The sequence below is a fragment of the Paenibacillus sp. SAFN-117 genome (genome assembly GCF_051966115.1).
Taxonomy (GTDB): domain Bacteria; phylum Bacillota; class Bacilli; order Paenibacillales; family NBRC-103111; genus Paenibacillus_L; species Paenibacillus_L residui.
Genome location: NZ_JBQCLK010000091.1, coordinates 1 through 1,156 on the forward strand (window position 1 = coordinate 1; position 1,156 = coordinate 1,156).

Here is a 1,156-nt window from a genome sequence, read left to right on the forward strand (position 1 = left end):
GATGGCGTAAAGTATTCTGTGTACCAAGATTTGGAGCCTTCACAGGCGACAAAAAAGTAGGGTATTCTCGGGATTGCAAAAAGTCACCAAGAAAGGAACCCTACTCATGGTAACTATACACGAAAACATGCTCACAAATCTAATTGAAAATCTTGTCACAGATTTTGTGAAAGAAAAACTCGAACTGATCATGCGAGAAGAAATTCAGCACTTTATGCAGGAACACGCGGAAAAACCAAATAGCCGCAACGGTTATTATGTACGTACCCTGGATACGAAGTATGGTAAAATCGACGATCTACGAGTTCCGCGAGACCGTAACGGCGAATTCCATACACAGGTCTTTGAACCTTACCAGCGTCGAGACGGTTGGTTAGAGGAGGCTGTTATCCACATGTATAAAGGCGGAATGAGTACCCGCGATGTGGCTCAGTTTATCGAGGGCATGTTCAGCAGTCAGTATTCCCCTACTACCGTAAGTAACATTACCAGCACCGTGCTCGAAGACGTTTGTCGTTGGCAGTCCAGACCGCTTGAGAAGCGTTATTCGGTGATTTATCTGGACGGCATGTATGTGAAGCTGAAACGAAGCACCGTCAGCGGCGAAGTGATCTATTTTGTCATGGGAATCAACGAGCAAGGCCATCGCCACATCCTCGGCTTCTACGTTGGCGGTCAAGAAAGCGCCAACGGCTGGAAAGACGTGCTTAAAGACCTGTATAACCGCGGCGTACGTGAAGTGCTGCTTGGGGTTTTTGATGGGCTTCCGGGCCTGGAAGAGGCGTTTCGCGAGGTCTACCCCAAAGCAGATGTTCAGCATTGCGTTGTGCATAAAGTACGCTCGACGTTTCCAAAAATCCGGGTGGAAGACAAAACCGATTTTCTAAAGGATCTCAAAACCGTCTATCATGCGCTGGATCATGAATTAGCGCTGGCTGCGTTTGACGTGTTTAAGGGAAAGTGGGGCAAAAAGTACCCAAAAGAAATCAAGTCCTGGGAAGACCAGTTGCCGACACTTTTGACCTTTTACAAATATCCTCCGCAAATCAAGGAGGCGATTTACACCTCCAATCCCATCGAACGGATGATAAAGGAATTCCGAAAGCGCCTGCGGCCTATGAACAGTCTGACGAACATCGAAGCCGCAGAAAAGATT

The 1,156-nt window shown here is 47.4% G+C and carries 1 protein-coding gene; it reads left to right on the forward strand.

Annotation, left to right across the window (positions count from 1 at the left end):
* Positions 1 to 106: 106 nt before the first annotated feature.
* Positions 107 to 1,156: IS256 family transposase (locus ACTHRH_RS25665; RefSeq protein ID WP_440418289.1), on the forward strand; the 1,050-nt coding region annotated here is incomplete at its 3' end.